Genomic DNA, 26,022 nt, shown 5'->3' with positions numbered 1-26,022 from the left:
TATACATTTTTGCGCCTTTGTTAAGCCCGGATCTCTATTTAGGGATGTAATGCGATCTGCCACTGGTATCATAGATGGATGATGTGTAACTGTAACGATCACTATTCCCTATGGCAGTACTAAAAGTGAAGCCAGGGTGATATTTGTCAATGTCCGGGAAAACCTGAAAGCCACTGCTAAGATTGCTGGCAATGTAGTAGTTTACGGCCCGCAATGCTTTTTTGCTCTTTAAATGAGGTTCTGATCTCAAAGGAGGATGAGTCATAAAATAAAACGGTGAATCATTTATACACTCCATCAAGTAAGAAGAAATGGGGGAAGTTCCGGTGATTAGAAAGACAGACTCATCTCCTTAAGCTGGACAGCAGCGATTATTATTGTGTCGCTTATACTGACTTATTTTCATTCCAATAAAACCGGTGCGTTGGCTCTTAAGCGCTCTGTAAGGAACCGGGTAGATCATTATGCATCATAATGATAAATAATCTTAAAAGCCTCAACCACAGTCTGGGCCTCCGCAATAAGTTGCTCCAGATCGTCTACCTGCTTTTTGGTAAGACAGATCCCCAGCGAAGCTCCATGATTCTTGATAAGTACCTGTCGTCCTCCCGGGAAATCATAATGAAAGTCTCCTTCGCTCAGATTTTTAAGAATATTCCTGAAATGACCGAGTTCAAAAGCAGAAAACGACAAGGCACAACTATTAAATATCACGGAATAACCCTGACAACCCTTGCACCAGCTAACCTGCGCATTGTCACATTCTGATAATATAATATGTTGGCTATAGGTACACATTAAGCAATTGGCCTGTCTTCTCGATTTATGCTTCTTCTACCATTTCCTCTATTTCCTGCTCTACCTGCTTTATCCAGGCCTCGAGACGTGGCTCATTGAGGTCATATTGGTTCTCAAAGTCAAGGGCCAATCCATAGAAATGATTTTCATCGTATAAACCTTTAGATTCGTCATACTCATACCCTTCATTAGGCCACATACCGATGATATAGCCGCCATTTTCAACAATTACCTCGCCCAGTATACCCAGTCCGTCCACAAAATATTCCGGATAACCAGTCTGGTCGCCCAACCCGAACATAGCTACAACTTTACCGCTAAAATCTATGGTTTTGAATTCTTCAAAGAAGTTCTCAAAATCACTTTGAAGGTCTCCGTCGTACCAGGTGGATAAACCAATGATTATAATGTCAAAACGGTCATAATCAGCAGCGGTCATATCACAGGCCTCTATTAGTTCGAGTTCTGATATTTTCCATAGTTCAGCCAGGTGGTGGGCAATCACTTCCGTATTTCCGGTATCCGTACCGTAGAAAAGACCTACCTTGTTTTCAATAGCAAATGACATAATTTTAATAGGGATAAAATGTTTATAAAATCTTTAAGCTCACTTATAGTTTAACCGGTTAATGATATAAGATGTGGTAAACTTCTTTCAGTGCTGTGCCCTGTTCAATGATTTCCAGCAGGGAGCTTACTTCCTGTTTGGTGAGGTAAACGCCCGGTGAGGAACGGTTATTTCTGAGCAGGGCCTTGTTTGTGCCAAAGTGATCGTAGCAGAAATTCCGGCTCTTAAGTCCTTCCAATACATTTTTGAAATTACTCAGGCCTTTTTTAGTTAAAGAAAGATAGCTCGTGCCAAATACCAGTGAATAGGTTTTACAATGCTTACACCAACTTATCCGAACGGGATCTTCCTCGGCTAATACGATATAATTTTTAGAGTCGCACATACCAAATATTTTGAATTTTGTGCCTCGCAAAGCCGCAAGTTCATTTAAACTTACGGCCCCGAGGACTTTATTTTAAAAGACAGAGGCCAAAGCATGTCCGTAAAAAGCTCCTGTCTAAATAAAATAGGTTATTTATTTAGAATAATTCTAAACAAGGCAATATTACAAACCCCTCAACTGCGAGACAATCGCTATTGCTAGGTATTTTTCCAGTACTACCTATAGTTACTATCAATGGTTACTAATAGCAGTCCATCAGCAGCTGGTCTTTTTGCTGGTAGTAGCTCAAGGGTTTATTATTGATTTCTGTTGTAATTTGTTCCAGTATATCAATCACCTCACGTTGCATGGCAATAGAGCCGCAGATCATGATGACACCATTATCCCTGAGTGTTGAAGCCATCAGCTCCCTATCTCTGGCTATATACTGCTGTACATATTCTTTACCGTTGCCTGCCTGGGAGTATACAGGTGTAAAGCAGCTCAGCTTTTGCGTGTTAAGGTTGTTGCTGATATAGTGCTGGTAAAGTTCAAAGGACTGCTCAGTTCTGCCACCCCAATAGAGATGCGTTTCCTTTTTGGCCTTATTTTGCTCCAGCATACCAAGGAACGGGGCTATGCCTGTGCCTGTACTGATCATTATTATTTGCGCGGCGTGTGAGGGAAAATGAAAGTTTTTGTTTTTCACGATACACCCTTCTATCAGGTCACCGGGTTGCAGGCTATACAAATAATTGGAGCAGATGCCCTGCTTATGCCTCTTAACACTCAGCAGAATCCTTTTTTCACCCAGGTAAGATATAGAGTAGAGCCTCTCATGCGGGTCATTTGGGGTATAGATGGCTAGCAGGTCTCCCGACTGTAATTTTCGGTGTTTAAAGCTCTCCACGGATATAAGAAAGGTATCATCCGGGTTTTCGAGGGCACTGGTTTTATCAATAACCCTGAACAACTCTTTTTTCTTTCTCTTATGAACTACCGGATTTTTGGCGGGAAGTTCTATGCTAATGCCCAGTTTATTGCCCAGCCGCCTGGCCCATTGCCGGTATGCCTCCCAGGACCGGTTATTGATAGCGGCAGTTTCCAGCAGTCGCTTGCTATTCTTGTCCTTATACATCAACTCATCCACATCATAGGCAAATTGACAAAAATCAGGATATGCCAGTGATCCGAAACCTGCCACCGCAAATGTAAAGTCGGTGTCAGGTTTATTTTGCCTGTATAGTTCGGGAAATTTACGGGCATTGGCTGGCGCTTCCCCCTGTCCATAGGTTGAAGTTATTACAATTAGATGCCGCATTTTTTTGAATGATGTGTACTTGTTCATTTCTGTGATAAAGCAGCTTTGGCCCTGCTCCAACAGGTGAAGGTGAAGCTGTACCGCAAAAGGGATGGTACTTCCTGTTTCGGAACCCAGAAGTATAATAAATTCGCAGTCATCTTTTCCCAGCTTGTTTTTTATCTTTGTTCTTCGCCGTTTAAGCGTCATGGCAAAGCCGGAATAAATAAAAAACAGGATGCTGCACGAGGCAAGCCCCAACACTACCGACCACCATATGCTTCCTCTTCCTGTGTGCAATGTCATACTCAGCTCAGAAAGCAACATAACCATTGGATAGACTGACTCCGCCATGACTTCTCCGTCGAATTGGTTTACAAGTAATTCTTTGGTTTTTAACTTCAGCGTGAAGTGATCTTCCTGATCATCTGAAAATGGGAATTCCAACGAGCGGATATCTGACAACATCGTATTTTGAAATATAGCGAAGTCTTGATACTCACGGACAGGACTGGCTCCAGTGTTCTCATGGTTAATGTCATAAGATGGTTTGTTGCCCTTGGGGATTATCTCAAAGCGCTGAAGTGACAGGTAAGTACCTGTAAGAGTAATGATAATGACCGGGACCAAAGCCAGCCGGCCCAGATAAACATGAGCGTACTGAAAGAAATTCTCCCTGATGATTCTGCTGAAAAATTTAAGAATGCCTTGCTGACGCTTGACAACTAATATAATCCCGGTGATGGCCATCAGGAGCAAAGAGAAAGAGGCGAGGCCCACAAAAAAGCGGCCGGCACTTTTGAGAAACAACGAACGGTGCAATGTGGTGGCAAATTCAAATATCGGGGACTGATCAATAAGTTCACCCGCCTTTTCACCGGTAAACGGATCTATGTAAAAATCAACCATGTTACCTTCCTTGTCGATGGCTGAGATCGCAACAAAACCATTGGCATCTACCTCCAGGCTAAATATTTCATCGTAGCTTTTTTTCAACTGAGGCAGCGTTTCGGCAAGAGAGAGTTCTGCCGCATGACTGACCTTAAAACCCTGCAATTGATTGGAGACTGGTTCAAATGCCAGGATTATGCCTGTTAAGGAAGCTATGAATATAAAAACAGAAGAAGATACAGCCAATAACAAATGGCTGTACCTCCAGATTGAAATAATCATGTTACGAACGCTAATTGGGCATCATACGGATATAGCGTATGTAACCCTGACCGTCAAATTTTCCTTTTACATTTTCCGTAGTAAGCGGTACTTCGACATCATTCAAGAAATATTTTTGATCTTCTACAGCTGTTTCAAAGCGCAGCTTGTATCCTGCATTTAGCTTGGTATCATCCAATTGTATTATGCAGACTGTGCGCTCGCCGCCGGCTATTGTTGCGCCGCTGATACCATCTACATCCTCATCACTTTTATCAAAAAACTTCCACCATTGTGTTAGGTCAGGGTACCATTCTTCATCCTGCCCCATCACATACAGCGTTTTTTCGTAGTTCCCGTCAGGGTCTATAAGTGAGATTATCATGTAGGCCCCCTCTCCCTGGTAATTGGTAAGCTGTACAAGGCACTTGTAAGCTGTTACATTATCCATTTCCCGCGAAGACCAGCTTATAAGTACTGCACTCATAAGGGCGAGAAGGCATATTTTAGAAACTTTACTCATGTAAATATTATTTTAGAAACTGGATATCTACTCCTTTTTTCTTTAACTGTTCATTTTCCTGAGCCAGATCAAAAACGGTTTCATCAAAATCGGTTACGACATTTTTATTCGCTCCGATCTCAAGTAAATACTTAAGAATCACATCGTCCGAGGCCTTCATTGCAGCGATCTGCAGTGGTGTTGCCCCGGCATCGTTGGCTTTATTGACATCAGCGGCATTGTCCTTTGCTTTTTTTACCAGGTAAAGATCATTGGCTTCTACCGCCAGGTGGAAAAGCGTTTTCCCTTTAGCCTGTATAGCTTTCATGTCAAGCCCTTTGGCTTTTAGCAGGTTAAGTTTTTTTTCAAACTGATCCTCCTGGCCGCGTCGGTAAGATTCCATAAGGTAGCAGGCCAGACTATTCCCTTCTTTATCTTTTACCTGCACATCAGCGCCCTTACTGATGAGATAGTCCACCACCTCATAGTTGTTGCGGGCTATCGCATGGCTTAAGGCTGTGTTTCCGCTTTCATTGGCTGCGTTGATATTTTTTGTCTTTTCAGCGATATATTTAACCACTTCGAGCTCATTGCCTCTTGCTGCATTCATAAGCGGTGTATTCCCATCATTATCAGCCTGATTAATATCCACCCCCTTACCAATAAAATAAGTCAGTACACTGGTGTCTTTCGTTCTTCCGGCAAGCAGGTGTAGCGGCGTTACCCCTTCGTGTGTAGTCACATTAGGGTCAATACCAAGTTTTTCGAGATGTTGGAAAACAGCCAGCGAATTGGGGCCATATCTTGTGCCCTGACCTGCGGCAATCATAGCGTTACCACCAACTTTGTTATTCTCTTTATAGGCAATACCCTTTTTTATGAGCTTGTCCATCATATCGATATTACCCGTTTTAGCCGCATAGTAAAATGCCCCGTTACCGTCATTATCATTGCTGTCGAGTTCCAGCCCTTTGGAAGTCAGGTAGTCAACCATAGTAAAGTCTTTCAGATGAGGGATCAGTAACAACAGCGCATTGGCTCCGTCGTGATTCGTATCGGTAATTTTTGAACCGTTGGCTAATAGAAAATCATAAACCGCCGCATTTTGCTGGCCGGTAGTGGCGGCAAAAGTTATCTCGGTGTAGCCATGATCATCTACTGCACCTGTTTTGATACCATTTTCTACCAGGTATTTCATTAGATCCACCTGACCACCCATAGCAGCCCAATGAAGGTAGGTTCGCCCGTCGTGAGTTATAACATCAATATCGTTGCCTTTCTGTTTCAACAAATAGATAATGGCCTCCGAAGACATACCACCGATAATGGCATAGACGGTAGCATTAAAATTATACTCATTAAGCTCTGCCGGATCATTGCCTTCTTTTATCTTCTGCTCTATAGCAGCTATTGAGGGGTTCGACTTCCAAAAGCTTCTATCCAGAAATATATTCTGGGCTTGTATCTTACCCAAAGCAGCCGTGCATATGATAAGCAGCAGCAGCCGGATGATATAGTTATGACGCATGTGGGATATGTTTATATTTATTATTTAGACTAATTATAAATAATGGCAAACATAAATAGTTTGATCATGTGATACAACTGCTGCTTTCAATTATTGATTAGAATTATGGGAACGGCAAATGTGGATATGTTATTGGTTTATAGACTGTCGAACATGGCCAATGATCGCTATTGATGGCATTTATGTGACATTCTCATAATTTTTCTTACTACCGTTAGGATAATAAAGCAGATATATCTTCATTAAATTTTTCTCTTAGCCCGAGGCTTCATAAAACAGCAATTAACAACATGGGGATAACGACCAACAGTTGCATAGTAGTTTCACTTATAGTTAGATCGACTGATTAGTTAATATGAAATGATACGAAAAAAAAAGACAGCCATTTCTGACTGTCTTCTGTGGACCCCAAGGTCTCAATTTCGAACTTTTTGAGGGAGGATATTAGAGCAATTTTAGATTTTAAAGTATAAAACCTTTAGTTTCAAAACTTAAAAAAACATAGCTATCAGTCCTAATACTTTTGGAGCATACTCAATAGCATCTGACCAAACATTCTTTGCCCATTCACGATCTGGCTCATCCTTTTTGAGCTCTTCACTAATAGATAATGCTATCTTGTCAAGATTTTCTTCAAAACCTATTTCCTCTAACTTTTCACAAATTTCCTTTTTCTTCTTGCCCTCAAACTGGTTCATATCAAGAATGGTTGCAGTAAAAATAACATTCTTGTCAGAAGGTACTCCTTCAACTTGAATACCAACTGCAATATTTCTCTTAAAGTTATCATCATTCATTGCTTCCGTGAATTCCTTAAGACTTTGATCATTTAAAGAAAACTCCTTTGTGAATATCTTATTATCGACAGATGACATAGAGAAACCATGACTATCTAAAAGTAACTCAACATCTGATTTATTTATTACGGGATATGTCAGTTCAGCGGTTATACTATAACCTGCTTTGCTTTCTTTAATATGAATGGATTTCCAGGTTATAGGTTTCTTTTTAAATGAATATTCCTTTACAATTAATGGTGTGTCTTCTACGGAAGTACCTGTAAATTTAATTGTATAGCTTCCAAAAGATATACTCTTATTTGAAGAGTTAATTTTCAGCCGCCATCTGTTTTCCCCAGCACCTTCCAGGTCATAATATTTAAGTGTTGCCGGAACAGAGGCTTCTAATATTTCCGCCTTTACTTCTTTGACTGGAGCCGATGTATTTACGAATACTTCCAAATCACTATTTCCGTATACTTCCAATTCGTGAACAGGTGCAACTACATAATACATCGACCTTTTAAGAGCCCTTAACCTTTTGCTAAAAGATTTAACTTCACTCCCGACTCTAATTTGACCTATTACAAAATACTCATTGTTAACGCTTAAACTTCGACCTGAATATGCGTGGAAACTCACTTCTGTATATTGATGGGGTCCTAAATATATATGACTCAACCCATCGCCAGCTGCCAAAACAGGGGCTTCATTGCTGTTTATTTCTTTGATGACTAAACTCTCTATACGTACCCCATCAATATTAGCTCCTAATTTTACCTTCGGAGTAATCGAATTTGTAAAGTAATATAATCCTTCACTAGATATCTTAATGTCAAGGTCAGGATCATTTTCAAATCGGAGTTGAAGGTGGACAGGCTTAGTATTATAGACTCGCCCTCCAATTATATATGTACAATAGAACTTGACCTCGTCTATCTCATCTATGTCATCATGTTTTACAACAAATTCATAAACAGGAGAAGCCACAGGGTTTAGTTGGCTATAAAATGGTGTATTTTGATCTAATTTAACAAAATGAAGCTTATCTATACTCGGCATCATATCTCTATGAAATGCGGTAGTATCGGAAGTCCAGTTAAAACCAAAGATAAAATGATAGTTATTATCTGCGTCCTTCCCAACCGCAGATAGCTGTATTACAGGACTTTCCATATCAATATAATAATCTACTGTATTAGCACTGGTAGAAGCAAGTAAATTTCCTTTGAGGAGAATTAATACGGATATGTACAATGCTTTGGTGTTTTTTAATAAATTTTTCATGGCATAATTGGTTTAAATACTTATGGATTCATTGATTATAACGCCCAAGTTATTCCAATAAAAGACTGATATTAAAGGTATTTACACCGTAACAGGAATATATTTTATCAGGGTATTTGGGGTTATCCCCGGAGATTGTGTTAAAAACACCCTTGTCGGCAGAAGGTATTATAACGAATATAGAGCTATATTATTAAACCATTTATTAACCAAAAACCTATAGTTATGGAAAATTCGAAAAGTCTGCTTGGAAAATTAAGAGTCTACATCGCATGTAATGAAGAGACTAATAAGGCATTTGGAAACAAAGTAGCTGAAAGAATTGATCTTTCTGAATGCGAAAAAATCATGAAACATTATTGTCAACGGGTTAGAAATATTAAGAGTAACCCAGAAACTAATATATCACATGAGCCGAATGGTGTTATAATAAGTAAAGCAGTGTTAAATGAGCTTTTGAAATTAGAGAGTTGTGATGCCTTAGTAATGCTGTATGGTGTTGATTATAATAAAAAAAATAATGATTTATTAAAAGGGCAAACTATTGCCGTAATTCCAGTTGATTCAGCTGGAAAAGCTGTACCCGCCATAAAAGAGTCTAAATTGTCTATTGTAGAAGAAAGGTGGCCAACCGTAGGTTCTATGGATGGTAAAATGACGGATTTAAAGGATCAAAATATTGTAGAGGCAATTACAGATTTTTTATCAATTCTTGAACTGAAAGAAGAAACGAAAAAGGAAAATGAGAAGGAAGAAGAAAAGAAAAAAGAAGAAAGAAGAAAGAAAACCCAATGACTTTATTCTTAGTTTATATTATTTTAATCATCGCCTGTTTGGTAGCATGTACTACCAACAGGCAATACCTTTTAGCTACCTACAGATATTTTCAAATCCTTTTCATTGCTGTCCTTCTCTTTGAGTTAAGTGGTTTGGCTATTGAAAGAGAGTATAACAATGTCATTGATCATTTTTATCAGCCTCTCGAATTCATTCTTATTACGCTCATTTATAAAAATATTTTACGAAACAAGGTACTCAACAGGTACTGGCTGGTTATCGTGCCGCTTTTCTTAATTACCTCCTTTTATTTATCCATTTTTATAGAAGGCCTACACATGCCCAATACTTATAGCTTCCTGCTAGGGTCCACTATTATTGTGCTATATGCCTTAATATATGTATATGAACTGTACGCTAACCCTCCTGAACACTCAAGTTTGTTTACAAACCCCTATTTCTGGATCAATACAGGCAACCTCTTTTTTTATTGTGGCACATTTTTCCAAATGGGACTAAGTGCATATATAGCCAGAGATAATGAGACACTGGCCAAGGAATTGAGCATAATTATAAAATTGTTAAATTATGCATTATACAGCTTGTATTTAATAGGTTTCCTATGCAAGAAAATATTCCTATAGCAGTACTCGTCATTTCCGGCACACTTCTTTTTATCATGCTAGTAGGTATTATAATTACCTCTTTACTGTTCTATCAGAAAGCTCAGAACAGACATAATGTACATGTCAAAGAACTCGAAAATAATTACCAAAAAGAGCTACTTAAAGCGCAGCTTGAAGTAAAGGAGCAAACTCTGACGTACATATCTCAGGAAATACATGATAATATTGGTCAGATATTATCCTTGGCCAAATTGCAGTTAAGTCAACTTCAAAAAAGAAGGGATCCTATACCAGATGAAAAATTTATTTTTTTAAAAGAGCTAATTTTAAAGGCTATCGGAGACTTACGAAATCTATCAAAAGAAATGAACTCCGATTTCATAGTACGCAAGAGTTTTTCAGAGTTATTACAACAAGAAGCTTCAAGACTTGAGCAATTAGGCAAACATAAAATCATTACCAAAATTGAAAAGCCAAATATAGTTTTAGCGCCAAGCATACAGCTTATAGCTTACCGGATAATCCAAGAAATTGTAAACAACATAATCAAACACGCAAAGGCTACAATAATCCAATTTCATTGTAGTTCTAATAGCCAAGGAATTTTGGTAATAGTAAAAGATAATGGAATAGGCTATGACATGAGTGAAACCTCCCAGGAAACAGGATTAGGAATGCTAAATTTACATAAAAGAGCTAAGGCAATTAATGCAACTATAGCATTCAACAGTGAAAAAGGGCATGGAACATCAGTTGAATTATTAATAAACCGAGAGCTAAAATATGAATCCGAGTAAATACACTGTAGCTGTAGCTGACGACCATAGCTTATTCAGAAAAGGAATAGTAGAGATAATTAATGGTTTCGTTGGATTTAACGTCATCTATGAGGGGAATGACGGTGAAGAATTAATAAGTCAGTTCAAAAATACATTACCTTCGGTAGCTTTAGTAGATATAAATATGAAAGGTTGGGATGGCTATAAAACAGCAAAACATATTAAAGCCAATTATCCAGAAATTAAAATATTAGCCCTTTCTATGTATGAAAATGAGTCAACTATTATTAAGATGTTAAAAGCTGGGGCAAGTGGCTATATTTTAAAAGAGGCCGACCCAGATGAATTGGAAGTTGCTTTAAACGAAATAATAAATAAAGGTTTCTATTACTCAAGCCAAGTTGGGCAGATTTTACTTGATCAGCTTCAGGTTGAGCAAAGACATAGTTTTAGTGAAAAAGAATTAGAGTTTCTTCAACTGGTTTGCTCAGAACTTACCTATAAAGAAATAGCAGATGAAATGGGCATGTCGGTTCGTTCAATAGATGGATACCGTGAGGCTCTTTTTGAAAGATTAGAAATTAAAAATAGAATTGGCTTGGCCATATATGCAATAAAAAATGATTTGGTTAATCTGTAATATCAAATACTGCACACTAAAAATTTAACTGACCTTCAGGGGTTCGAACTTCATAAATGTAAAAACCGGCTAAAATCGTCGATTTTTGACCGGTTTTTAACTTCTGTGGGACCTGAGGGATTCGAACCCACGACCTCCGCCCTGTCAAGGCGGCGCTCTAAACCAACTGAGCTAAGGTCCCGTGATTGATTGAACGGCAAATGTACTACTTCGGAATGATTCAGGCAAGATGATAATAATAGCATGATCTATTTAATTTACATTGACCACAAATTAAATCATAACTCCTGCCATAAGTGTCTATAAGTTGATATGTCAGTTTTGAAATTTAGCTAACTTTATAATTGACTGACAACTAATGTCTTAATAGCATGAATCCGTTCAAACTTTTATTAACAATACTTATTGGTATTGTAATAAACCTGCCTGAATGTAAAAGTTATTCGAAAGAACCAGATACGACATACAGTACTCTATATGATTCGATACTCATACTTCACAAATTTGATAGGGAAGAAGCATTTAAGATGCTGGATGCAGTGAGAAATCAACTGATAAAGCAACAGGATATAGATGCTATTCACCAATTCACATACCTCAAGGCATACCTCCACTTTCTTGACTTTGCTAACGATTCGGCGGCATTTTATCTTAATGTGCTGGATTCAGAAATTAAAAAATCAGGAATTGATTATAATGAAGGGAACATTTTATTATTGAAGGGCATGCTTGATACCAGGACGTATGCCCACAAAAGTACCCATCTACAGCAGGCATATCAGTACTTCTTAAATAAGAATGACAGCACCCAGGTAATACGATCTCTTAACAATATGGCAGTAAGGCTCATGAGTGATGGAGATTACCTTTCCTCAATGAGGATTCTTACAAGTGCCAGAAGCTTCTTTAATCAGGAACAAGCTTCTTCATCCTATATTTTGAGTAATATAGCGCATACTTATATGGTTTTAGGACTTTATGAGAGAGCTCTTGATGTTTGCAAAACATCTTTAGTATATGTCGATGAAGATGAATCCATAGTGGAACTCCTTACTATATCTGAGATCTACCTGATTCAGAACCAAACAGATAGCGCCTGGCATTATAACATGCTGGCAGAAAAGGTAATAGAGAAGTATCCCAACGCATATGGACGCAGCATGATATACCTTACCCAGGGTAATATCCTTTTGGCCAGGCTAAAACCGGAAAAAGCATTGGTAGTATTTGACAAGATAGAAATTTCTGATTCCAATTATTATTTAAAGTTTAAACAATTGTTCGGCAAATTTCAGGCCTATAAATACATGAATGATCACAAAAAAGCACTGAAATTGGCAAAGGAAACAGTAAACTTTCAATATGAAGTTTCAAGGCTGTCTGTAAAGCAAAATATGGAGGTTAACAACTGGCGATATATTGCTTACGATTATTTAAACGATTATGAAAATGCCCTGGCTGCACATGAAGCCTTTTTCGACCTTTACCGGAAAATCTATAATCTAAGTCAGGTTTCCGACATCATTAAAAATGACCTTGACAGGCAGCATCAATTCGAAATGGACAAGGCCAGGCTCGAAAAGGAGCTCCTGCAGTCTGCCGTTAAGCGAAACAGCGAAAAAGTGTATTATTTAACAGTTTTGCTTATACTATTAATTATAATTTTCATGTTGCTCATCTTTAGGTACCGATCCCGCAAGAAGATGACCCTTCTACTGGAAGAGAAGGTAAAGCAAAGAACCAGTGAGCTGACTATTCGTAACCGGCAACTCGAAGAGTATGCCTTTATCAACGCTCACCAACTCAGGGCTCCCGTGGCACGCCTGCTGGGCCTGGCCCATTTAGCAAATCATGTTCAGGATATATACGAGTTAAAAAGCTTTTATCATAAAATTGAACAGGAATGTCTAAGTCTTGATAAAGTCGTAGGAACTATTACAAAAGCCATTGATGAAAAAATCGTACTTAGCCGGGATGCCTTAGACTAGTTTTTATTTTCTTAAAGCCTCCAGAGTCTTTTTGTACATTGCTTCCTCCTCCTCCTTTCCCAGCAAAAGATTTGCAGCAATCAAACCATAGCACATACTTCCTTTGCCTCCTATACCATTCATGCCTCCTATGACTACCATGCTATTGTCTCCCTGGGTTGCAGGTGTAACAAAAGGTAGTCCGTTGACTGTCAGGGAATATACACATGACTGTTTATGAACATATTCCAAATCAGATTCTTGAATGGAAATGTTAAGCATCTTTAAGTACCTGTACAATCTCTCCCTGACCCATTCTACATTTTCATCAGTCGGCTGGGTATTCCAGCACTCATCCATATTCTCAATCGAATGATAAATGCCATGGGCGCCTGCTTTGAAAACCGGTAAACCGTCATCATCAATGCGGTCAATCATGGAGTAGAACAGGCCATCATACTGAAAATAGGAGGGTTGAGACTGCCTTATGGCTTCCTTTTCATCAGCGGAGTAGGTGAGATATACTGAGGCTTTTATTTTAAAGAAAGAAGTAAATACCCGCTTGGGCGTGATCAGCGTACCGAATTGAGGGGCAATGTGCTTTAACAACTCTCCGGTATAAGGCCCTGCCGCCACTACCAGTTTTTCTGTGAGAAATAATTTTGTTTCCTGCGTTTGAAGGTCAACGGCTTCAATTTCATAATGCCCATGCTTTCGGGATATGCCGGCTATTTTATATCCATACAAAATCCTGTTACCATATTGCCGTATGCCCTCATGTAGCTTCGCAATTAAAACTCTGGGATTAAAAGTTCCGCTATAGTCAGTGAACTCCCTGATCACCGTATCGGACGAAGGGATAGTCATGCCTAGAACCTCATGAGCATTGGTATGAGATGCTATTTTATAAGCGTCAGTCTGCTTTTCATGGCAAATGGCTTTCATCTCTTCGATACTCGTATGGTCAAACACATAGGTTACAGGCGAATGCGTGTAGATATCCTCCATGCTATGTGTGTTGCCATTTGATGCAGCGTTTAAAAACGAAATTAGCTGCTTTGCTTCAGCTACCGATTTGTTGTGAAGGTAGGAGAAAATGTCATCTTCCGGCCCAAGGCTCCTGGCAATACGCGACTCACCATAGCTTGATCCATTTTTATAAACGCTTTGTTGCTGCTCAATGAGCAATACCTGTTCTCCCTGCCGGGAAAGCTGCCAGGCCGCCGAGCTGCCCATCAGGCCGCCGCCTATAACAATTGTTTTTTCCATTAAACTTCTGATAGGTAATTAAGGGGGTCACCAATTTCATTGTTTTGCCTTTAATTACCTATAGAAGCTGCTAAAAACTAGCCGGGAAACAATCAATTAATGTGAGGCTCGGCCTACTCTCTCTTGCCTTTAATATAAGCATAAATAGCCATGGCATGACCATGCCCTAGCTCATACTCATCTTTTAACCAGTTGGTGATCTCCGTAGCTTTTACCCCTTGTTTAATTTGCCCATCCCGGGTGAATCCCTTTTCTGCTGCCAACGTTTCAAAATCTGTAGGTGTTTTCCCTGTTTTTGTTTGAATGTTGTCTAAATATGCTTGAAATGACATCGTCTTTATTTTTTAGTGCATGAATAATTAAAACCTTATACAATGCAAATGTGAAAATTATTCATCAACCGATAACAGTATGATAGCGGCTCTTATAGGGGCTGATACCGCCATTTATACTGCGCATGCCTCAACTGCTATAGCAGAGCCATCCGGCTTCAAGTGATTTTTACCTAAACAGCAACAAATGCGGCTCTGAAAAGAGAGCGACCTATCAGCAAAAGGGAGTAGAATTAATCAGTTTTGTAGTATTACTACAGTCGGTACTTCTGAGCAAGACCAGTTTTACCAAACATTTGGAAGTTTAGTAAGCAGTATTAATTATAGGTAGCTATTTCTTAGTTCTGTCACTATTTCTTGGCCAACTTCACCATAGAGTAAAATCTCTCCACACTTTCCCCTGCCTTACTTTTTACTTCTTCTGTTTTATCGAGGTATCCGGTGATCGCCAGACCCGATCCTTCCACCAGCTTTTCAATATCTCTTTGGTTGTACAAGGTAAAGTTTTCTCCTACAAACGGCAGGTTCTTCATAAAATCCTTTTGAGCAAAAGTTATAACCAAACAACCGTTTGGCTTCAACTTTCTCCCGATCTCATTAATAAACCCTTCAGGCTCTTTCCAAAAATAAATAGTATTTACCGTCATGATCCTGTCGAAATGACTTTCAGGAAACGGGATATTCTCACCATTATAAAGCTTAAAATCAACTTTGTGATCTGCAATTACCTGCTGATTAATTCTTTGAGCTTCCTCATGCATCAAAGTTGAAATCTCCAGCCCGTGGTATGCGAGGTTTTTTGCTTTCCCTAACAATTTCTCCAGATGGCTACAGTTTCCATGCCCTAGTTCGAGTACCAAATTGCCATCATGCAGGTCAAGGAATTCAATTGTGTTCAGAGTCATGCCGATATTAGTTTCATGCATGGTCACGCCTAGTTCTATACCCATCTCTCCGCTTGGGCACCCAAGTTGTTTTTCCAATTGCCGAAGTTCCGTTTCAGTCATTTCTTTTTTCATCTGCTTGTTATGGTTGGTTTGCGTTTGGTTAGTGTTACTAAACTATCAGTTTTACATATCAGTTTCAAAGGACCTTTGCAGATTTCCATCTGCGGCATAGAAAACGACCTGATCGTTCATTTTGTGAGTTGACATTACAAAACCCGAACTATCTGTATGATCCTCAGAAGTTTGATTTGACAGACATCTTTCGAGGCTAAATCTTCAAAATCCCCATTTCTGCTATTAATGCGATACATGCAATCGTTTCCAGTGACAAAAACCCTCTGATTCACTCGTATCATTGTTTTTTAAGCGCAACGGCGGCATGTTTTTTAAGCTCAAAAAATGCCTTGTTTTAACAGAAATCACTTCCTGTTTCTTGTTTTAGTATAGAATCCCGACTACCATTATTTCACGATTGGGTAACCAGTCGCAAATAATAACCTAACAATAACCTTATGCTAAAATATTTACTCTCTCTTATGCTAGCTCTGGCCGTTATATCCGGTGCAAGAGCACAGACAAATGTTAGTGGAAAGGTGACATCATCAGACGACGGCCAGCCGTTGCCGGGTGTCAATGTGCTTGTGGAGAATACAACTAAAGGTACAGTCACCGATATTGATGGAAATTATTCGCTGAGTCTTAATGAAGGTGAAAATGTCATCATCTTTTCATTTATAGGTTTTGCGACACAAAGTGTGAATGTGAGTGGCAGAAGTGTCATTGACATTAGTATGGAAAGTGATATTACCTCACTGGATGAAATTGTAGTAGTTGGGTATGGAACCCAGCAGGAAAAAGACCTTACTTCTGCCATTGCCACAGTAAAGGCCGAAGAGATACAGAAGACACCCACAAGTCAGGCAATGCAGGCCCTTCAGGGAAAAGTGGCCGGTGTACAGATCGTGAGCCGTGGTGAACCTGGGGAAGGCCCCAAGGTTAGGGTTAGGGGTGTAGGTTCTCTACAAGGAAAATCCGATCCACTTTACGTGGTTGACGGGATGTTCTTCGATAACATCGACTTCCTGAATACCGCTGATATCGCAAGCATCTCAGTGCTGAAAGATGCTTCTGCCGCTGCCATTTACGGTGTGCGTGCTGCTAATGGTGTAGTACTTATCGAAACGAAATCCGGATCATACGACCAGGCACCGCAAATTGTTTATGATGGTTACTATGGTGTGCAGGTACCTCAGAATGTATTGAAAATGGCTAATGCGGAGCAGTTTTCTCAATACGTCCGGGAAACCGGATCATCAGCTGATATTGCTTTTCTCAATGCCGCCTTTCAGCGATATGGGCGAAGCCGGGTAAACCCTAACGTACCTGATGTAAATACCGACTGGTATGATGAGGTACTGCAGACGGCACCCATTCAAAATCACTCTATTACCATCAGTGGAGGAGGCCAGAATTCGCGCTATGCTGTTGGGGCAAGTTACTTTGATCAGGAAGGTCTGCTACAGCATACCCGCAATGACTATGAACGTTTCAACTTCCGGAGTAAAGTGGACTTTGATGCTGCCAACTGGTTAAATGTAGGAGGTAATGTCAACATCAGCAATGCTACAAGATATGTTGCCGACAACGCCGTATGGTTCAAAACCTATTTTGCAGTTCCTATCCTGCCGGTTTATGATGATCAAAACACCGATGCGGAACCTTTTAGTCTGTCCAATGCCAAAATATTAGGCTATAGAAATTCGCAAAATCCGTTTTATGATCTGCTGTATAACGATGACAGATTCAAGGTCACTAAAATACTTGCAAATTTCTACGCAGATTTCGAGATCCTTCCCAACAAGCTATCATTTAAGACCTCCTACAATTATAACTTCGGCTCGGTAAATCAGCGAACCGTGGACTTTGCCTTTAATGATGGACTTTCACCGGTAGTATCGGGAATTAAAAAACAGAATACTACTTCCCTTGATGAGATATGGGATAACATTTTAACTTTCAATGAAAATATTGGGGCACATAGCTTCAGCATCATGGGAGGCTACTCTTACCGTAGCGAAACTGCTGATCTGCTTTTCGCTAAAGGTACTGAGTTAAACCCTTCTCCAAATCCTGATAATGAGGAGTATTGGTACATAGACAACGGAGCTATCGATGTGGGAGAAGTAGGGGATTTTGACGATGAAAATAGTGATCTGGGTAAATTCTATGGCACTTCCTATTTCGGGCGGATCTCCTACAACTATGATGACCGTTACCTGATCTACGGTACTTTCAGAAGAGATGGTACAAACAAATTCCAGGAGAAATGGGGCAATTTCCCTACCGTAGGTGTAGGCTGGGTGCTTTCAGAAGAGAGTTTCTTCGACTTTAAACCGGTTAATTTCCTGAAGATCAGGGCTAGCTGGGGTAAGTTGGGCAATGATTCATCGCCTGCAGCGGTTGGTAAGCCTACTTTGGTAGGCACAGAAACCGCAATAGGTGGAATACTTGTGTTGGGTAATGAAGCCGATGTTTTTTATGACCTGCTGGAGAAGTGGGAAACTACTGAAGAAACCAACATAGGTATAAGCGGAAGGTTCCTGGAAAACAAGCTTTCACTTGAAGCGGATTACTATATCAGGGATACCGAAGATGCTGCTCTCCCTATCGTGTTACCATTGGTTAGAGATCAGATTCGTAGAAACAGAGGTGTTATACGCAATTCAGGACTTGAGCTTGCACTTAACTGGTCTGACAACATTTCTGAGGACCTGTCTTACTCCGTTGGAGGAAACCTTGCCACCCTCAAAAATGAAGTTAGAGACCTCGGCGGACAGCCTTATCTGAATGCAGGACAAGGCGAGTTCCGTCAGAGATCAATCATTGGAGAGCCGATAGAAGCCTTTTTCGGGTATGAAGTGGAAGGTGTATTCCAAAACGAAGGGCAGATCAGCAGTAGCGGCCTGACCCAGGAATTTATTGATGCCAATAATATTATTCCCGGTGATTTCAGGTTCAAAGACCAAAACAATGATGGTGTGATAGATGACCTCGATCGTGTGGTGTTAGGCTCATATTTACCCAAGTTAACTTATGGATTCAATATCGGTGTTAATTATAAAAACATAGAATTGACAGCCAACTTCCAGGGACAGACCGGTCACAGTATACTTAACCGAAAGCGAGGCGAAATGCTGTTCACCACAGATACCAACATTGATGCCGACCTTGCCGATAACCTATGGAGAGGAGAAGGTACTTCCAACGAATACCCATCAGCGGCAGGTTTGAGAAAGGCCTATAACCTGAGCATGAGTGATTACTTTGTAGAGGATGGTTCTTACTTCCGTATCCAAAACGTAAGGTTGGCCTATAGCCTGATCAATAGAGAGCTGTTCGGGGCACCTATGCCGGATGTCAGGATTACACTTACAGCAGAGAGACCATTGACCGTATTTGATTACAACGGTTTCAACCCGGAGGTAGCCGATGGTATTGACCGCCAGACTTATCCTATTCCAGGTATTTACACCATAGGTCTGAACATAAAACTTTAAAATTTTTAAACTGATTGTTATGAAACCTATCAAGTTTTTAAAATATATAATGAGTCTGACACTGGCATCACTAATCGTGCTGTCGTGCGACGACTCTCTGAACGAGCCCCTCGAAAATGAGGTAGTGCTTGACGGCGTTGACTACACAAAAACCGAGGATATGTTCCGTCTTTTGACAGGTGCATACGCTAAGCTATATGAATTGCAATGGGAGACCTACCCGCTGATATCAGTAAGAGGTGATGATGTAGACCCGAATGGTGATCAGGAGCCTTTGCTGGCTACCGATGTGTACCGCTACGACAGGTCATTCTGGATGTACAATTCAGCCTGGCTTAACCTTTACTCCGACATCATCGACTACCATGCAAATATGGAGCAGATAGCCCTTTACAAGGAGTATGCACCAAATCCGGCTGAGGCTGATCAGTATATAGCCGAAATTAAGGTGATGAGAGCATTTTCTCTATTCCAGCTTTCACGGCTCTGGGGAGGCTTATTGATCACAACCAGTTCTTCGACTGACGAATTATACACCACAGAAGTATCTTCACGTGAGGAAGTGATGCAGCATATTTCTGCTGATATGGATGCAGCTATACCTTTGCTGCCCAATGTGCATCCCAACCAAAGGACGGACATCCCGGGTGGTATTACCCGCTATACCGCCCTTGCTGTAAAAGCGCTGGCCAACCTGGAGCTTAAAAACTATCAGGAAGTAGCCAATGCTACCGGACAAATCATTGAATCGGGCGCATTTACCCTATATCCTGATTTTTATGAGCTTTTCAAAATTCCGGGCAAGTTGAGTAGCGAAAATATTCTTGAGCTACAGTACTCAGACTTGGGGCAAGGCTCAGGGCAAAATTTCTCATACCTGTATGAATTCTTTGGCCCCAACGATTACGCTCCCGCAGTTGCGGGTGCTGGTGGAGGCTGGGGCTTCTGGGAGCCTACGGAGAAGTATATCAAGTTCATGCTGGATAGAGGAGAAACCGTAAGGCTGGAAACCAGCGTACTTTTCACAGAGGAAGGCATAGCGAAAATAAAATCTGACCCTGCTTATGCCACACTTCCGGCATGGGTCTCCAATGAAACCAGGGATGGTGATATTATTGGTAAAACTGACGGTTCACCAAACCCAAGGTCGATGTTTTCAAGTGGAAAACACTATCTGCCTTCCAACCAACTAACTCCCGGAAGGACTGTATATGGTACCAACAAAAACTTTATATGCATACGTTATGCAGAGATCTTGTTGATGCATGCCGAAGCCCTTACTCAAGGAGCTACGAGCAGTGTAATGAGTGCTGACGCTGCCTTGAATGAGGTACGCGACAGGGCTGGACTTGGAGATATCTCAGGAGTTACATTGGAAGATGTGCTGAATGAGAAGTATGCAGAATTTGCCATGGAGTGGGGCATCAGGTTTTATGACCTTGTACGTCACAACAGGACTGAGGAGCTTGATTATGATGTCAGAAATTACATCGAAGAAGAGGACAAATACCTGCCATATCCATTGGCTCAGCTTGATCTGTTGCCTCAGTTAGCGGAGTATGAACAAAATTAAACCTAAGCAAAAATGAAATTATATAAATTATACATAATGGGAGCCATATTCGCCTTTGGTTGCGATGACGGCTATATAGATGATATTTCGGCCGTAGATCCGGGACCGGATGAGTCTGCCCCTGTAGTTACCATCAGCAATCCGACGGGTGATATTTTTATTCCTTTCACTGAAAACACTGCCGATGTTACCTTTAAGTTCCAGGCTACTGATGACATTGAAGTGCAGTCTGTATCCATAGCGCTTGATGGAGCTGAGCTGGCTGATTTTTCTGACTTTAAAGACTACAGGAATGCCAACAATTCTTTTACCTATGAAGGCCTTCCGATTGGTGAACATACAGTTGCGGTAACAGCAACAGATCCTTCAGGTAAAGAAACTACCGAGTCAGTAACTTTTATAGTGACCAACGAATATTTCCCCAAGGATGGAGAGATTTTTTATATGCCATTTGAAGGAGGTGTCTTCCTTGACATTATCAGTGAAAAGAGCGCTACTACAAGTGGGGCGCCGGGTTTTGCCGACGGCATTAAAGGCAATGCACTTAGCTTGGATGCAGCTAATGAGTCATACATACTTTTCCCGGGAGATACATTAGCCGGAGTAGAGAATTTTACCCTGTCATTTTGGGCAAAGGTGGATTATGTAGGTGATGAATCGGGAATAGACGGTTCATTTGGGTTGGTCAGTCTGTCAAATGTAAGTTCCTTCTGGGGCAACATCGAGGTGCTCGTAGATGGTGGCAATTTGACTAATGGTGCAAATATGAAGGCACACGTTACCAATGGTGCAAGTGAAACCTGGGTTACTGGAATCACTAACTTAACTAATATTTTTGGTCAGTGGTCTAACCACACGCTAACTTATGACGCCACCTCTTCGGAAATCAAATACTACATCAATGGAGAGTTGAAATCCACAACTCCTGCCGCATGGACAGGCCCTTTGGCTTTCGAGAATGTAGGCTCTATGGTATTCGGAACATATCAGTTCCAAACTACACCCAGTTTAACTTCTGCTACTGGGTCACAGCCATGGGCCAGCTTCTTAACCGGCGAAATCGATGAAGTGAGAATATTTAACAGGGCGCTTTCGGCAGATGAAATTCAGGCGCTGGTAGATGATGTGGATTGATTATATTAAAAGATAAACCGTAAGCGATCCTTTGTTCCGGAATATGAAATTGAAAAGTTGTTTTTTGTTTACCGTGCTCATGATGAGCCTGCTTTCTTGCAACGATGATGATGCAAGCCAGGAGCCGTTTGGCTTAAAGCAGGCCTTTATGGGCTCAACAGCAATCAGTATCGACGGTAGTGAAACAACAGAAGGTTTACCTGTTGACAAGCCTATAACATTGATCTTTACCGGAGCTTTAGATGAAACATCTTTACTATCCGCCATTTCATTGACCTCAGACAGTAAGGACGTGGCATTTGAAGCTACACTTTCAGCACAGAATACTGTGCTAATTCATCCGGCTACCCTTCTGGAAAGTAGCACAGTCTATACCTTAAGTATATCCGAACAGCTCCATGGAGCCGGTGGAGGAAGTGCTACGGCCGTATCTTTCAGCTTTAAAACCAAACCGGAAGACCTGAAGCTTTTGTCAGTTGTAATAGATGGGAACACTATTGATCAAAAACCGCTGGTTACCAATGTCAAGGTAAACCCGACCTTCACATTCAGTTTTTCAGGTCCGGTGGATATGGAATCTTTTGAGGAAGCACTTCAAATATCAGGCACTGTTGCCCCGGTAATAACCTCTGAGGATGGCAAAATGGTTAGTGTGACCAGTTCCATTACCCTGGAATATCTGAAAAAATATAATTTGGAGTTAATGGAAACATTAAAAGGTACAGATAATGAGCCTTTCTTCGGTTACGAATTGACTTTTTATACACAACTCGATTCTACTTACAAATTCCCTGAAATAACGGATGAAGAATTGCTTACCAAAGTACAGGAGCAGACTTTCAAATACTTCTGGGATTTTGCTCATCCTACCAGTGGTCTTGCCAGGGAGCGTAATACTTCCGGTGATGTGGTAACCATTGGGGGTTCCGGATTTGGAGTGATGACAATCCTTGTAGGTATAGAGCGAGGGTTCATCACTCGCCAGCAAGGGATGGACAGGCTTGAGACAATAGTTGATTTTTTGTCCACCGCCGATCGCTTTCATGGGGTCTGGCCCCACTGGGTAAATGGTAATACAGGAGAAGTAATACCATTTAGTCAGAAAGATGATGGTGCCGATCTTGTAGAAACTGCATTCATGGTCCAGGGTTTGCTCACGGTGCGTGAATACCTGAATGATGGAGATACCCAGGAAGCTGCCATAAAATCTGCCATCACCCAACTATGGGAAGCGGTAGAGTGGGACTGGTTTACCCGAGAAGGCGAGGAGGTGCTTTACTGGCATTGGTCCCCCAACTATGGCTGGGATATGAACCACCAGATCAGCGGGTGGAATGAGTCTTTGATCGTCTACGTGCTGGCGGCATCTTCGCCCACACATGCCATTGATGCAGAAGTTTATCACCAGGGCTGGGCTGGCAACGGGGAAATGAAAAATGGCAATGAATATTACGGTATTGAACTCCCGGTGGGCAGTGCATACGGTGGGCCATTGTTTTTTGCACACTATTCTTTCCTTGGCCTGGATCCCCGCAACCTTGAAGACCAGTACGCAAACTACTGGATCCAAAATGTAAACCATACCTCCATCAACAGGATGCACTGCATAGCTAACCCGAAAGATTACGTAGGCTACAGCAAAGTAAGCTGGGGGCTTACGGCCAGTGATAATCATGAAGGGTATTCGGCACATTCGCCTGATAACGATCTTGGAGTGATTACGCCAACGGCTGCCATTTCTTCTATGCCTTATACTCCCGAATACTCAATGGAAGCCATAAAGCACTTTTATTATTTGCTTGGAGACAAGCTCTGGGGGACGTATGGGTTTTATGATGCCTTTAACTTTACGCGAGAGTGGACGGCCAGCTCTTACCTTGCCATAGATCAGGGACCGATAGTTACCATGATAGAAAATTATCGTACAGCACTGCTTTGGGATCTGTTTATGACTAACAAAGAAATTGAAAACGGATTAGATAAATTAAGTTTTACCTCATATTAAAATCAGGATGACCAAATATTTATACCTCTTTATAACTACTCTTTTAATACTGGCTGCTTCATGTAGCCAGAAGCCACAATCAACAGAAGTGGAATCCGGAGATATTACACGCATCATTTCCGACGATTCCCTGATGACATTGGTACAGTACCAGACATTTCAGTACTTCTGGGACAATGCCGAGCCGGTTTCAGGATTAGGCCGTGAAAGAACACATATGGATGGTGTTTACCCCCAGAATGATAAAAATGTGGTCACAACAGGAGGTTCAGGCTTTGGTCTGATGGCTATATTGGTGGGTATTGAGCGTGGCTTTATTACTAGGGAGCAGGGGCTGAAAAGGTTTCAGCAGATAGTTGATTATCTTGAAAAGGCCGACCGTTTTCATGGCGCATGGCCGCACTGGCTAATGGGAGAAACCGGTAAGGTAAAGGCATTTAGCCCCAAAGATGACGGAGGGGATTTGGTGGAAACCGCTTTTCTGGTACAGGGCCTGCTAACTGTACGGGAGTATTTTAAAGATGGCAATGAAGCGGAAAAAGCACTGGCAGCCAAAATAGATGAACTCTGGAAAGGTGTAGAATGGAACTGGTACACCAAAGGAGGCGAAAATGTATTGTACTGGCATTGGTCTCCCAACAATGGCTGGGATATGAACTTTCCCGTTGGCGGCTACAATGAGTGCCTGATCATGTACGTGCTTGCTGCTGCTTCACCTACCTTTCCGATAGAGCCTGAGGTTTATCATCAAGGCTGGGCACGCAACGACTCCATTACCAGCGATACCACCTACATGGGGTATGAGACCATTCTCGATCACTATGAGACTAATAATGATCCTGTTGGGCCACTGTTTTGGGCACATTATTCTTACCTCGGCCTTGATCCGCGAACACTTAAGGATAAATATGCCGATTACTGGAAGCTTAACCAGAACCATGCATTGATCCACTACGAGTATTGTGTGGAAAATCCTGAAAATTATGAAGGGTATGGAGAGAAGTGCTGGGGACTTACTTCAAGTTATTCTCCCAAAGGATATGCCGGACACCACCCTGGACACGACCTGGGTGTGATTTCACCAACTGCAGCACTATCCTCATTCCCATATACACCAAAACATAGCATGGACTTTTTGAGGTTTATGTACACCGAAGCAGATAGTCTTGTAGGAGAATATGGCCCTTACGATGCATTTAGTTTCGAAAAGAACTGGTATAAACCACATTACCTTGCCATTGACCAGGGACCTATCCCTGTAATGGTCGAAAACTACAGAACAGGGCTACTCTGGAAGCTGTTTATGAATGCCCCGGAAGTGAAAGAAGGACTAAACAAACTCGGCTTTACCTATGAAGACATGGATTAAGGTCATACTAGGCTTTTTACTTATGCATTCGGCTATGGCACAGGATAGAAGCGCTTTTAAAAAGGAATATTTTGTCTCTGGTGTAGATACACTGAAATACAGGGTATTATGGCCCGGCAATTTCAGCAAAACCACACAGTATCCGGTAGTGCTCTTTCTTCATGGTGCCGGCGAACGGGGGTATGACAATGAAAAGCAACTGGTTCATGGGAGTAAACTCTTTCTGGAAGAAAGGGATAACTATCCGGCCATAGTTATTTTCCCTCAATGCCCTGAAAACGACTACTGGTCAAATGTGGAGAAAAAGATAACCGATGACGGCAGGATTTTTCAATTTCAGCAGGGTGGTAGTCCTAATAAGTCACTGGCATTGGTTTCAGGCCTGCTGGATAAGTTCTTAAACGAATCCTATGTAGATAAGCGCCGGGTGTATGTTGGAGGGCTGTCTATGGGAGGTATGGGTACATTTGAGTTGGTGAGCAGAAGGCCCGATACTTTTGCTGCAGCTTTTGCCATTTGCGGGGGAGGTCATCCTGAAAGTGCAAAACGCTATGCCGGCAAAGTGCCGTTTTGGGTTTTTCACGGGGCTGAGGATGATGTGGTACCTCCGAAATACTCTGAAATTATGGTAGAAGCTATTAAAAAGGCAGGTGGCGATGTGAAATTTACCCTGTACCCCGACACCAATCACAATAGCTGGGACAAGGCTTTTGCCGAACCTGAACTTTTAAGCTGGTTATTTTCAAACAAAAAGCAGACAACAAATTAA

22 protein-coding genes and 1 tRNA gene are annotated in these 26,022 nt (G+C 41.2%); 11 read left to right on the top strand and 12 right to left on the bottom strand.

Annotation, left to right across the window (positions count from 1 at the left end; translation table 11 throughout):
- Positions 1-34: 34 nt before the first annotated feature.
- From LVD17_RS07100 to LVD17_RS07065, 8 genes are all read right to left on the bottom strand, one after another.
- Complete coding sequence (locus LVD17_RS07100; protein WP_233765715.1) at positions 35-265, bottom strand: hypothetical protein; 231 nt, start codon at positions 263-265, stop codon at positions 35-37.
- A gap of 197 nt (positions 266-462) precedes the next feature.
- Positions 463-798 (bottom strand): DUF6686 family protein, encoded by a 336-nt coding sequence (locus LVD17_RS07095; protein ID WP_370688791.1) that lies wholly within the window; start codon positions 796-798, stop codon positions 463-465.
- Positions 799-823: 25 nt separating this feature from the next.
- Positions 824-1,366 (bottom strand): flavodoxin, encoded by a 543-nt coding sequence (locus LVD17_RS07090; RefSeq protein WP_233765711.1) that lies wholly within the window; start codon positions 1,364-1,366, stop codon positions 824-826.
- 58 nt (positions 1,367-1,424) lie between these two features.
- Positions 1,425-1,751 (bottom strand): DUF6686 family protein, encoded by a 327-nt coding sequence (locus LVD17_RS07085; protein WP_233765709.1) that lies wholly within the window; start codon positions 1,749-1,751, stop codon positions 1,425-1,427.
- A 241-nt stretch (positions 1,752-1,992) separates the two neighbouring features.
- Positions 1,993-4,203 (bottom strand): PepSY domain-containing protein, encoded by a 2,211-nt coding sequence (locus LVD17_RS07080; protein WP_233765708.1) that lies wholly within the window; start codon positions 4,201-4,203, stop codon positions 1,993-1,995.
- A gap of 10 nt (positions 4,204-4,213) precedes the next feature.
- Complete coding sequence (locus LVD17_RS07075; protein ID WP_233765707.1) at positions 4,214-4,705, bottom strand: DUF2271 domain-containing protein; 492 nt, start codon at positions 4,703-4,705, stop codon at positions 4,214-4,216.
- A 7-nt stretch (positions 4,706-4,712) separates the two neighbouring features.
- Entirely contained in the window at positions 4,713-6,212 is a 1,500-nt protein-coding gene (locus LVD17_RS07070) for an ankyrin repeat domain-containing protein (RefSeq protein ID WP_233765706.1), read from the bottom strand.
- Positions 6,213-6,703: 491 nt separating this feature from the next.
- Positions 6,704-8,278 (bottom strand): hypothetical protein, encoded by a 1,575-nt coding sequence (locus LVD17_RS07065; protein ID WP_233764647.1) that lies wholly within the window; start codon positions 8,276-8,278, stop codon positions 6,704-6,706.
- 225 nt (positions 8,279-8,503) lie between these two features.
- On the opposite strand from LVD17_RS07065, the gene LVD17_RS07060 reads away from it, so the two are divergent.
- Genes LVD17_RS07060 through LVD17_RS07045 form a run of 4 tightly spaced genes read left to right on the top strand, consistent with a single transcriptional unit; the run spans position 8,504 to position 11,100 of the window.
- Positions 8,504-9,073, top strand: coding sequence for a hypothetical protein (locus tag LVD17_RS07060; protein ID WP_233764648.1), 570 nt, complete (start codon positions 8,504-8,506; stop codon positions 9,071-9,073).
- Positions 9,070-9,699 (top strand): hypothetical protein, encoded by a 630-nt coding sequence (locus LVD17_RS07055; protein WP_233764649.1) that lies wholly within the window; start codon positions 9,070-9,072, stop codon positions 9,697-9,699. Before LVD17_RS07060 ends, LVD17_RS07055 begins: the two co-directional genes overlap by 4 nt.
- Positions 9,678-10,478, top strand: a complete 801-nt coding sequence (locus LVD17_RS07050) for a sensor histidine kinase (protein ID WP_233764650.1) — start codon at positions 9,678-9,680, stop codon at positions 10,476-10,478. The genes LVD17_RS07055 and LVD17_RS07050 overlap by 22 nt, the downstream gene beginning before the upstream one ends.
- A complete protein-coding gene (locus LVD17_RS07045) occupies positions 10,465-11,100 on the top strand; it encodes a response regulator transcription factor (protein WP_233764651.1) in 636 nt (211 codons plus the stop codon). Before LVD17_RS07050 ends, LVD17_RS07045 begins: the two co-directional genes overlap by 14 nt.
- Before the next feature lie 106 nt (positions 11,101-11,206).
- Here LVD17_RS07045 and LVD17_RS07040 read toward each other — a convergent pair.
- Positions 11,207-11,281: transfer RNA gene (locus tag LVD17_RS07040), tRNA-Val, on the bottom strand.
- 190 nt (positions 11,282-11,471) lie between these two features.
- Between LVD17_RS07040 and LVD17_RS07035 the strand changes: the two genes are divergently transcribed.
- Entirely contained in the window at positions 11,472-13,088 is a 1,617-nt protein-coding gene (locus LVD17_RS07035; RefSeq protein WP_233765704.1) for a tetratricopeptide repeat protein, read from the top strand.
- A 3-nt stretch (positions 13,089-13,091) separates the two neighbouring features.
- On the opposite strand, the gene LVD17_RS07030 is transcribed toward LVD17_RS07035, so the two are convergent.
- The 3 genes from LVD17_RS07030 to LVD17_RS07020 form a co-directional block, all read right to left on the bottom strand.
- Complete coding sequence (locus LVD17_RS07030; protein ID WP_233765702.1) at positions 13,092-14,336, bottom strand: NAD(P)/FAD-dependent oxidoreductase; 1,245 nt, start codon at positions 14,334-14,336, stop codon at positions 13,092-13,094.
- Positions 14,337-14,449: 113 nt separating this feature from the next.
- Positions 14,450-14,668: a DUF4287 domain-containing protein gene (locus LVD17_RS07025; RefSeq protein ID WP_233765701.1), complete on the bottom strand. Its 219-nt coding sequence runs from the start codon at positions 14,666-14,668 to the stop codon at positions 14,450-14,452.
- Between the two features lie 350 nt (positions 14,669-15,018).
- Positions 15,019-15,687, bottom strand: a complete 669-nt coding sequence (locus tag LVD17_RS07020) for a class I SAM-dependent methyltransferase (protein WP_233765700.1) — start codon at positions 15,685-15,687, stop codon at positions 15,019-15,021.
- A 440-nt stretch (positions 15,688-16,127) separates the two neighbouring features.
- Between LVD17_RS07020 and LVD17_RS07015 the strand changes: the two genes are divergently transcribed.
- Genes LVD17_RS07015 through LVD17_RS06990 form a run of 6 tightly spaced genes read left to right on the top strand, consistent with a single transcriptional unit; the run spans position 16,128 to position 26,022 of the window.
- On the top strand, positions 16,128-19,172 hold the full coding sequence (locus LVD17_RS07015; RefSeq protein ID WP_233765699.1) for a SusC/RagA family TonB-linked outer membrane protein: 3,045 nt from the start codon (positions 16,128-16,130) through the stop codon (positions 19,170-19,172).
- 19 nt (positions 19,173-19,191) lie between these two features.
- Positions 19,192-20,745, top strand: a complete 1,554-nt coding sequence (locus LVD17_RS07010; protein ID WP_233765698.1) for a RagB/SusD family nutrient uptake outer membrane protein — start codon at positions 19,192-19,194, stop codon at positions 20,743-20,745.
- Positions 20,746-20,757: 12 nt separating this feature from the next.
- On the top strand, positions 20,758-21,879 hold the full coding sequence (locus tag LVD17_RS07005) for a LamG domain-containing protein (protein ID WP_233765696.1): 1,122 nt from the start codon (positions 20,758-20,760) through the stop codon (positions 21,877-21,879).
- A 43-nt stretch (positions 21,880-21,922) separates the two neighbouring features.
- Complete coding sequence (locus tag LVD17_RS07000) at positions 21,923-23,884, top strand: glucoamylase family protein (RefSeq protein WP_233765694.1); 1,962 nt, start codon at positions 21,923-21,925, stop codon at positions 23,882-23,884.
- 7 nt (positions 23,885-23,891) lie between these two features.
- Positions 23,892-25,253, top strand: a complete 1,362-nt coding sequence (locus LVD17_RS06995; RefSeq protein ID WP_233765692.1) for a glucoamylase family protein — start codon at positions 23,892-23,894, stop codon at positions 25,251-25,253.
- On the top strand, positions 25,237-26,022 hold the full coding sequence (locus LVD17_RS06990) for a carboxylesterase family protein (protein WP_233765690.1): 786 nt from the start codon (positions 25,237-25,239) through the stop codon (positions 26,020-26,022). Before LVD17_RS06995 ends, LVD17_RS06990 begins: the two co-directional genes overlap by 17 nt.

It is taken from the genome of Fulvivirga ulvae (genome assembly GCF_021389975.1).
In the GTDB taxonomy this organism is placed as follows: domain Bacteria; phylum Bacteroidota; class Bacteroidia; order Cytophagales; family Cyclobacteriaceae; genus Fulvivirga; species Fulvivirga ulvae.
Note: the sequence above shows the minus strand (reverse complement) of the source record. Positions and strands in the feature narration are given on the sequence as shown.

Bases quoted from the DNA above. Each gene is read 5' to 3' on its own strand.
- LVD17_RS07100 (WP_233765715.1), bottom strand. From the start codon at position 265: ATGACTCATCCTCCTTTGAGATCAGAACCTCATTTAAAGAGCAAAAAA.
- LVD17_RS07095 (WP_370688791.1), bottom strand. From the start codon at position 798: ATGTGTACCTATAGCCAACATATTATATTATCAGAATGTGACAATGCG.
- LVD17_RS07090 (WP_233765711.1), bottom strand. From the start codon at position 1,366: ATGTCATTTGCTATTGAAAACAAGGTAGGTCTTTTCTACGGTACGGAT.
- LVD17_RS07085 (WP_233765709.1), bottom strand. From the start codon at position 1,751: ATGTGCGACTCTAAAAATTATATCGTATTAGCCGAGGAAGATCCCGTT.
- LVD17_RS07080 (WP_233765708.1), bottom strand. From the start codon at position 4,203: ATGATTATTTCAATCTGGAGGTACAGCCATTTGTTATTGGCTGTATCT.
- LVD17_RS07075 (WP_233765707.1), bottom strand. From the start codon at position 4,705: ATGAGTAAAGTTTCTAAAATATGCCTTCTCGCCCTTATGAGTGCAGTA.
- LVD17_RS07070 (WP_233765706.1), bottom strand. From the start codon at position 6,212: ATGCGTCATAACTATATCATCCGGCTGCTGCTGCTTATCATATGCACG.
- LVD17_RS07065 (WP_233764647.1), bottom strand. From the start codon at position 8,278: ATGAAAAATTTATTAAAAAACACCAAAGCATTGTACATATCCGTATTA.
- LVD17_RS07060 (WP_233764648.1), top strand. From the start codon at position 8,504: ATGGAAAATTCGAAAAGTCTGCTTGGAAAATTAAGAGTCTACATCGCA.
- LVD17_RS07055 (WP_233764649.1), top strand. From the start codon at position 9,070: ATGACTTTATTCTTAGTTTATATTATTTTAATCATCGCCTGTTTGGTA.
- LVD17_RS07050 (WP_233764650.1), top strand. From the start codon at position 9,678: ATGCAAGAAAATATTCCTATAGCAGTACTCGTCATTTCCGGCACACTT.
- LVD17_RS07045 (WP_233764651.1), top strand. From the start codon at position 10,465: ATGAATCCGAGTAAATACACTGTAGCTGTAGCTGACGACCATAGCTTA.
- LVD17_RS07035 (WP_233765704.1), top strand. From the start codon at position 11,472: ATGAATCCGTTCAAACTTTTATTAACAATACTTATTGGTATTGTAATA.
- LVD17_RS07030 (WP_233765702.1), bottom strand. From the start codon at position 14,336: ATGGAAAAAACAATTGTTATAGGCGGCGGCCTGATGGGCAGCTCGGCG.
- LVD17_RS07025 (WP_233765701.1), bottom strand. From the start codon at position 14,668: ATGTCATTTCAAGCATATTTAGACAACATTCAAACAAAAACAGGGAAA.
- LVD17_RS07020 (WP_233765700.1), bottom strand. From the start codon at position 15,687: ATGAAAAAAGAAATGACTGAAACGGAACTTCGGCAATTGGAAAAACAA.
- LVD17_RS07015 (WP_233765699.1), top strand. From the start codon at position 16,128: ATGCTAAAATATTTACTCTCTCTTATGCTAGCTCTGGCCGTTATATCC.
- LVD17_RS07010 (WP_233765698.1), top strand. From the start codon at position 19,192: ATGAAACCTATCAAGTTTTTAAAATATATAATGAGTCTGACACTGGCA.
- LVD17_RS07005 (WP_233765696.1), top strand. From the start codon at position 20,758: ATGAAATTATATAAATTATACATAATGGGAGCCATATTCGCCTTTGGT.
- LVD17_RS07000 (WP_233765694.1), top strand. From the start codon at position 21,923: ATGAAATTGAAAAGTTGTTTTTTGTTTACCGTGCTCATGATGAGCCTG.
- LVD17_RS06995 (WP_233765692.1), top strand. From the start codon at position 23,892: ATGACCAAATATTTATACCTCTTTATAACTACTCTTTTAATACTGGCT.
- LVD17_RS06990 (WP_233765690.1), top strand. From the start codon at position 25,237: ATGAAGACATGGATTAAGGTCATACTAGGCTTTTTACTTATGCATTCG.